Annotated in this window: 6 protein-coding genes; 3 read left to right on the plus strand and 3 right to left on the minus strand. The window is 73.6% G+C overall.

Going from position 1 to position 7,692, the window contains the following annotated elements; translation table 11 throughout:
- Nucleotides 1-952 (minus strand): DUF5685 family protein (locus ACFF45_RS34775; protein WP_381351009.1); only part of this gene is annotated, 952 nt, incomplete at its 3' end.
- 334 nt (nt 953-1,286) lie between these two features.
- Between ACFF45_RS34775 and ACFF45_RS34780 the strand changes: the two genes are divergently transcribed.
- On the plus strand, nt 1,287-1,724 hold the full coding sequence (locus tag ACFF45_RS34780; RefSeq protein WP_381351010.1) for a cell division protein SepF: 438 nt from the start codon (nt 1,287-1,289) through the stop codon (nt 1,722-1,724).
- Nucleotides 1,725-1,758: 34 nt separating this feature from the next.
- On the opposite strand, the gene ACFF45_RS34785 is transcribed toward ACFF45_RS34780, so the two are convergent.
- Together ACFF45_RS34785 and ACFF45_RS34790 are read right to left on the minus strand one after the other, a co-directional pair.
- Nucleotides 1,759-2,949 (minus strand): acyl-CoA dehydrogenase family protein, encoded by a 1,191-nt coding sequence (locus ACFF45_RS34785; protein WP_381351011.1) that lies wholly within the window; start codon nt 2,947-2,949, stop codon nt 1,759-1,761.
- A 97-nt stretch (nt 2,950-3,046) separates the two neighbouring features.
- On the minus strand, nt 3,047-4,705 hold the full coding sequence (locus ACFF45_RS34790; protein WP_381351012.1) for an MFS transporter: 1,659 nt from the start codon (nt 4,703-4,705) through the stop codon (nt 3,047-3,049).
- A 259-nt stretch (nt 4,706-4,964) separates the two neighbouring features.
- Between ACFF45_RS34790 and ACFF45_RS34795 the strand changes: the two genes are divergently transcribed.
- Nucleotides 4,965-6,251: a putative hexosyltransferase gene (locus ACFF45_RS34795; RefSeq protein ID WP_381351013.1), complete on the plus strand. Its 1,287-nt coding sequence runs from the start codon at nt 4,965-4,967 to the stop codon at nt 6,249-6,251.
- 240 nt (nt 6,252-6,491) lie between these two features.
- Nucleotides 6,492-7,692, plus strand: a 1,201-nt coding sequence (locus ACFF45_RS34800) for a phosphatase PAP2 family protein (protein WP_381351014.1), incomplete at its 3' end; no start/stop codon positions are given.

Here is a 7,692-nt window from a genome sequence, read left to right on the forward strand (position 1 = left end):
GCGCCGGCCCGGGCGGCGGCGGCGCTCCCGGCCCGGCCGGCCCGCCGGGCGGCGCGTAGGGCCCGGCCGCCTCGGGCCGGTGCCCGCACGAGGTCGTGCCGAAGGCGCGGTCGACCGAGGCCGGCAGCTCGTGCACGAGCAGCCGGTGCGCCAGCCGCCCGTCCGTGAACTCCACCTCGCGCAGCGCGAGCCGGATCCCGTGCACCGCGTCGTCGGCCAGTCGCCGCGCCTCGGTGAGCGAGGTGCCCGTCGCGGTGAGCGGGTTCCAGCCACCCGACGCGGCGTCGGCCTCCCGGTCCTCCACGGCGTCCAGCAGATGCGCCAGCCGACCGAACAGCCGTCCGGCCTCGGCCAGCGGTGCGGCGTTGCCCGGCCGCCCGGCCAGTACGGCGGTGTGCGCGAAGGCGGCGGCGGTCGCGGTCTCGGTCGGCTCGGTGACCACCAGCACCGGCGTCCCCGGCCCGGCGAGCGCCTCGACGCCGGCCTGCCGGTCGACGGCGTCGACCAGCACCGCCGTGTCGAAGCCGACCAGCGCGCCGCTGCGGGCCCCCGCGCGCCCCCACCGGCCGGCGACCCGGCGTGCGGCGAGCGCCACGGGCGCGCGGGCCAGCAGCCCGTCCCCGTCGGCCACGTGGTCGCGCACCTTGGCCGAGGCGAGCACGAGCGAGACGGCGGCCGCCAGCCGGGCCCCCTCGCCCCGGGCGACGGACGCGGTCCGCATCCCGCGCAACGGGCACGGCCCGGCCGTCCGCCGCAGCCGGGCGCCCGCCGGCGCCGCCGTCTGAGCCTCCGTCAGAACGGAGACCAGCAGCCCGTCGTAGTTGGTCACCACCCGCGCGAACTGGCCGTGGTCACCGCGCAGCGCGAGACACAGCCCGCACAGGTGCGCCATCCACTCGGTCCTGAGCCGCTCCCCCAGCCGGTGCCGGCACGGCCTGACGATTCCGAACACGATGTTCCCCCGTGATGCGCGCGATGTGAGCCGCCGCATCGTGTCGATCTCCAGCTATTCGTCTTACGAGCAGATTTTCACATCGAATCGACCCTCGTGGTTCACCCGTACGCCCCGCCGCTCACCCGTACGCGGGGAACAGTCATATTTCACTCACAGTCAGCAGCCGGTTAGGGCAACACCCTTGGGGTATCCGGGCTCTCGACGTATCCGCCGTGCACCAGTACCGTCACAACCCCCCCGCGCGGCGTCTATCCACTTGGCGCGCCGTCCGCATCATGGATGACCATAGGGATGCGGAAAGCAAGAAAGACCGCTGTGAGAGGAGGCGTCCATGGGATCGGTGCGCAAGGCGAGTGCGTGGCTCGGCCTCGTCGACGACAACGATGACGAGCGTTACTACGACGACGAGTACTCCGAGGGGTCCGAGTCCGGCGACGCCTGGGTCACGGACCCGCGGGTGAAGGTGGCCGCGGACACGGCAGAACAGAAGGAGCGCCGGATCGCGACGGTGACCCCGGACAGCTTCCGGGACGCCCGGGCCATCGGCGAGCTGTTCCGGGACGGCGTCCCGGTCATCATGAACCTGACGGCCATGGAGCCCGCCGACGCCAAGCGCGTGGTGGACTTCGCGGCCGGCCTGATCTTCGGGCTGCGCGGCTCGATCGACCGCGTGTCCACCCGGGTGTTCCTGCTGTCCCCCTCCGACACGGAGATCATCAGCGGGGAGCCCGCCGCCCACCGGACCGACGGTTTCTTCAACCAGAGCTGAGGCAGGGCCGCTCACCGGAGCCGCCCCGCGCGGGCTACCGGAAGGCATCGAGTCCGGTGAGCGCCTTGCCCAGCACGAGCTGGTGCATCTCGACGGTGCCCTCGTAGGTGAGCACCGACTCCAGATTGGTCGCGTGCCGCATCACCGGGTACTCCAGTGAGATCCCGTTGGCACCGAGGATCGTCCGGGCCGTACGGCAGATGTCGATGGCCTCCCGTACGTTGTTGAGCTTGCCGAAGCTGACCTGCTCCGGCCGCAGCCGCCCGGCGTCCATCCGCCGCCCGAGGTGATGGGCGAGCAGAATCCCCTTGTGCAGTTCGACCGCCATGTCGGCGAGCTTGGCCTGGGTGAGCTGGAACCCCCCGATGGGCCGCCCGAACTGCTCCCGGTTCTTCGCGTAGTCGACGGCCGCCTCGAAACAGGCCCGCGCCGCCCCCATCGCCCCCCACACGATCCCGTACCGCGCGTGCGACAGGCAGCTGAGCGGTCCGCGCAGCCCGCTCACCTCCGGCAGCACGGCGTCGGCGGGCAGCCGCACGTCGTCCAGCACCAGCTCACTGGTGACGCTGGCCCGCAGGGACCACTTGTGCTTGATCTCCGGCGCCGAGAAGCCGGGGGTGCCGGCGGGCACGGCGAACCCGCGCACGCCCTCGTCGGTCCGCGCCCAGACGACGGCGACCCCGGCGACGGAGCCGTTGGTGATCCACATCTTGCGGCCGTTCAGCACCCAGTCGGTGCCGTCCTTCCTGGCGTACGTCCGCATCGAGGCGGGGTCGGAGCCGTGGTCGGGCTCGGTGAGCCCGAAGCAGCCGATGACCTCGCCCGCCGCCATCCGCGGCAGCCAGGCCTGCTTCTGCTCCTCGCTGCCGAAGCGGTGGATCGCGTACATGGCGAGGGAGCCCTGCACCGAGACCAGGGAGCGGATGCCGGAGTCGGCGGCCTCCAGCTCCAGGCAGGCGAGGCCGTACTGCACGGCACTGGCACCCGCGCACCCGTACCCGCCGAGCGACATCCCCAGGGCACCGATCGCGCCGAGTTCCCTGGCCAGCTCCCGGATCTCCGGCAGCTCCCCCGCCTCGTACCACTCGGCGACGCGGGGCAGCACCCGCTCCGCCGCCCACCTGCGCACGGTGTCCCGGACGGCCAGGTCCTCGGGCTCCAGCAGGTCGTCGATCCCGAGCGGATCGGACGGGTCAAAGGGGGGCAACTTCGAGGCCACGGACACCCTCCGGCGACTCAAACTAGCACCGCTAGTCACGGACTGGGGGTGACGCTACGACGCGGGAGGCCGCGAGGCAACCACCACGGGCCGCCGACGACGGTCAGCCCCGGCGGGCGACGTCCGCCTCGGAGCGGAGCGGTACGGGCGGCGCGTGGGCGGCGGACCCGGCGCCGGCCCGGGGCGACGGCACCTCGACAGCCATGCCGGCGGCCTCCGCGTCACACTGCATCACCCGGGGCAGCCGCAGCGCCATCGCCGCGCCCAGCAGCAGCAGGCCCGCACTGACCAGCAACGTCACATGCAGCCCGTACACGAAGCAGTCCCGGGCCGCCTGCCGCAGGGCCGCCCCCGCCGGCCCCCCGAGCCGCCCGGCCACCTCGTACGCCTCGCCCAGCGAGTGCCCGGCGGCCGCCGACGCCGCGGCCGGCACCCCCGGCACGGACGACAGCCCCGGCGCGTACGCCGCGTTCATCACGGTCCCCAGCAGCGCGATCCCGATCCCCGCCCCCAGCTGGTACGAGGTCTCCCCGATCGCCGCCGCGCCCCCCGCCTGCTCCGGCGGCGCCTCGCTCAGCATGGACTCGTACGCCCCGAACAGCGTGGTCTCCAGTCCGAACCCCAGCAGCACGAACCCGGCCAGCAGCAACGGGGCGTCGTCCTCCCGGCCCATCGCCGTGAGCAGCACCACCGCCAGCGTGGTCAGGCAGAACCCGGCACAGACCATCCGCCGCGGCCCGAAGCGGCGCAGCATCCGCGCCCCGAACAGCCCCGCGGCCATCGCCGCCACGGTCAGCGGCAGCAGCCTGAGCCCGGTCTGCAGCGGCGACAGCCCGAGCACCAGCTGGAGGTACTGCGCCGCGATCAGCTCCAGCCCCACCAGGGCGAGCATCGCCAGCACGATGCACCCGACCGACGTGCTGAACGCCGGCCGGGCGAACATCCGCAGGTCCAGCAGGGGATGCCGGCGCCGCCGCTGGCGCCGTACGAACAGCGCGAGCAGCGCCGCTCCCACCAGCAGCGGCACCACGGTGAGCGCGCTGCCGGCCGGCTCGCCGCCGCCCAGCCGCTTGACCCCGAGCACCAGCCCGAACAGCCCGGCCGCCGCCATCAGCGCGCCGGCCACGTCCCAGGGACCGTCCCCGCGGCCCGTCGACTCGGGCAGCAGCAGTCGCCCCACCGGCAGGCTGACCAGCATCAACGGGATGTTGACCAGGAACACCGAACCCCACCAGAAGTGCTCCAGGAGGAAGCCGCCGAGCAGCGGCCCGACCGCCGCGCCGACCGCGGCCACCGCGCTCCAGACACCGATGGCGAGCGCCCTCTCGCGCCGGTCGGGGAAGACCTGCCGCAGGATCGACAGCGTCGCGGGCATGATCATCGCGCCGCCGACGCCGAGCAGCGCCCGCGCCAGGATCAGCGCCTGGGGATCCTGGGCGACGGCCGCCAGGGCGGAGGCGACGCCGAACAGCGCGTATCCGAGCAGCAGGATCCGTCTGCGGCCCACCCGGTCGCCGAGGGTGCCGAACAGGATCAGCAGCGACGCGCAGACCAGCGGATAGGTGTCGACGATCCAGAGCAGCTCCATCGCGCTGGGCCTGAGGTCCTCGGTGACGGCGGGGACCGCCACGTGCAGCACGGTCGCGTCGACCGCGACGAGCAGCAGGCTGGTGCAGAGGACCAGGAGAACGACCCAGCGGTCGGCACCGGCCCCGGCCGGCCGACGGCGCAGCCCGACGGCGGCCGTGGTCGTCCCGGACATGTACGCACCTCCCAGATGTCCCCTCGGGTTCGGCGGGCTCGCGGGATCGGGGGGGGCTCCCGTGACTCGGCCGGAGAGGAGCGGTGGTCTCCGGCCCGCGCAACGAACGGCGAGTGACACGTCAGCGTACGCGAGTCCACGCCGGGGTCACATGGCCGGACGTCTCATCCGGGTGGGGCGCCCGTGTGGCGTGCGCCACTGGGTTCCCCTCGCCGACGCGGGCCCGGCCGCCCGTTCCGCGCCGTCGATAATCGGGCCCGTGACCGATCTTGCGACGCGCCCGGCGCCCCCGGGACTCAGGAGAGCGGCTCCGGCCCTGCTCGGGTACGCGGCCGTCCGCGCCTTCGGCCTGCTGGTGCTGGCCGTGTGGAGCGCCGCGCGCGACAAGAGCGCGTCCACCTTGCTGACCGCCCGCTGGGACTCCCTGTGGTACACCCGGGTCGCCGAGCTGGGGTACGGCTACGAGGTGCGCCTGCCCAACGGCGACGTGCACTCCAACCTCGCCTTTTTCCCGCTGCTGCCCTGGCTGGAGCGGCTGCTGCACACGGTGACGCCGCTGTCGTACGCCGGTGCCGGCTTCGCCGTCAGCCTGCTCGCCTCGCTCGCCGCGGCCTGGGGGATCTTCGCGGTCGCGGACCATGTGCACGGACGGTTGGGGGAGGGCGGCACGGGGCTGCCCGGGGACGGCGGCGGGCGCCGGGTGGGCGTCTGCGCGGTGCTGCTGTGGGCGGTGCCGCCGGTCGGGATCGTGCAGTCGATGGCGTACACCGAGTCCCTGTTCACCGCGCTCGCCGCCTGGTCGCTGTACGCGGTGCTCACCGGCCGCTGGCTCACCGCGGGCACGCTGGCCCTGCTGGCGGGCCTGACCCGGCCGGTGGGGATCGCGGTGGTCGCGGCGGTCTGGACGGCCGCCGTGGTCGCCTTCGTACGGGAGGACGCCCCGACTGCTCCATCCGCGCACCGCCGCAGCACGCCGTACGGCCACGGCGCGCGCCCGGCCGGACGCGCCCCCTCCCCCGCCCGGCACCCGTCCCACGAGGGCGCGCGGGTCTGGCGGCACGCCCTCGGCATGCTGCTCGCGCCTCTCGGCGCCGCCGGGTACGTACTGTGGGTCGGCCACCACACCGGCCGGGGTCCGCTCGGCTATCTCGACGTCCAGACGGGCTGGCGCAACGGCTTCGACGGCGGATACGCCTTCGCCCGCTTCGTCGCCGACACGTTCACGTCGTTCCCCTCGGCCCTGGCCGGCCTGGCGCTGATCATCGGGGTGGCCCTGGTCGTCCGGCTGTACCTCGCCGGGGTCCGGCAGCGTCAGCCGCTGCCGCTCCTGGTGTACACGGGGGTCACCACCGCCCTCGCGCTGTGCGCGTCCAGCTACTTCGGCTCCAAGCCGCGCCTGCTGCTGCCGGCGTTCCCGCTGCTGCTGCCGCTCGCGCTCGCCCTCGCCCGGCTGCGCACCAGCGCGTCGGCGCTGGTCGTCGGCGGTGTCGGGGTGGCGTCGGCGGTGTACGGGGCCTTCTGGCTGAACGGCTCCGGTCCGCCCTGACCCCCGCCGGGCGCCCGGTGAGCACTCGCTGAATTCCACCCGATGACCTGGTGAACGATCGCATAAGCAGGCCAAAACACTGATGTAGGAATGATCTAAAGAATTGATGAGACAGGTACCTGCCTATTGCCGGATTCCTTTGATATAAACCCGTTCCTGAGAGCAATCCCACATCACATCGTCATTACAACCCCGGTGATTCGACGGGGAACTGAGCTCACTCGCTGTAACGTCGATTGGGTGCGTACCGAACCAAAGCTGACCCGGCTCGACCGGATCTTCGCCCGGCTGGACCGTGAACCCGAGCGGCCGGCCCTCGAGGTGCCGCGCATGACGCGACACCGGGTGGTGCTCTTCGGCGCGACGCTCGCCTTCTACCTCACGATCGTGCTGGCCGTGGTGACCACCTCGTGGCTGGTCCGGTTCGACTGGCAGGCGATGCTCTTCCGGCCGTACCAGCAGTGGCCCGAGATCCACGCCTTCCTGGACTACTGGGTCGTCCTCGGCCAGCGCGGCCCGACCGCCGTGATGGTCGCCGCCTGGCTCGGCTGGCGCTCCTGGCGGCAGCACACCCTGCGGCCGCTGCTGGCCTTCGGCGCCGCGCTGCTGCTGCTGAACGTGACCGTGGGCGCCGTGAAGTACGGCCTGGGCCGCTCGGGTCCGCACTACGCGACCGAGGTCGGCTCCAACGAGATGTGGCACTGGTTCCAGGCCGGCAGCGACATATTTCCCTCGGGACACACCGCGAACGCCGTCGTGACCTGGGGCATCCTCGCCTACCTGGCCACCTCGCCGCGGGCCCGGCGCTGGCTGTCGGCCCTGTCGGCGGTGCTCTCCCTGAGCGTCGGCCTGACCACCGTCTACCTCGGTACGCACTGGCTGAGCGATGTGCTGCTGGGCTGGGCCGCGGGGCTGCTCATCCTGCTGGGGCTGCCCTGGTTCGAGCCGCCGATCGCCCGGGCCGAGGCCTGGCTGCTCCAACTGCGCGACCGGCTGCTCAGCGGCGCGTACCGCACGGTACCGCGGGCGACACCGGCGCCGGCCGAGGCACCGGTCACCGTCACGGTCGCCCCGCTCGCGGCCGCGCGGGAGCGGGTACCGCCGCGCGAGATCGTGCCGTCCTGCGAGATCGCCCCGTCCCGCGAGATCGCCCCGTCCCGCGAGACCGTCGCGGCGCGGGAGACCGTCCCGCCGCTCGAAGCGCCCGCACCGCAGGAGACCGTCCCGCCGCGGGAGACCGTCCCGGCGTACGAGACCCGCTCGCCGCAGGAGACCGCCCCGGCGCGCGAGCCCGCCGCCCCGCGCGAGGCCGTCCCGGCGCTCGACGCCCCCGCCGGACGCGAGACCGTTTCCCAGGCGGCGGCCCGCGCCCCGCGCGCGCCGGTCTTCCTGGCCCCGGGCCCGCACGGCACCCGCGCGGAGCGCACGCCGGTCACCCCGG

This window comes from Streptomyces cinereospinus, assembly GCF_042430725.1.
Classification (GTDB): Bacteria; Actinomycetota; Actinomycetes; order Streptomycetales; family Streptomycetaceae; genus Streptomyces; species Streptomyces cinereospinus.

Coding starts and splice junctions, on each gene's coding strand:
- ACFF45_RS34780 (WP_381351010.1), top strand. CDS start 1,287: ATGGGATCGGTGCGCAAGGCGAGTGCGTGGCTCGGCCTCGTCGACGAC.
- ACFF45_RS34790 (WP_381351012.1), bottom strand. CDS start 4,705: ATGTCCGGGACGACCACGGCCGCCGTCGGGCTGCGCCGTCGGCCGGCC.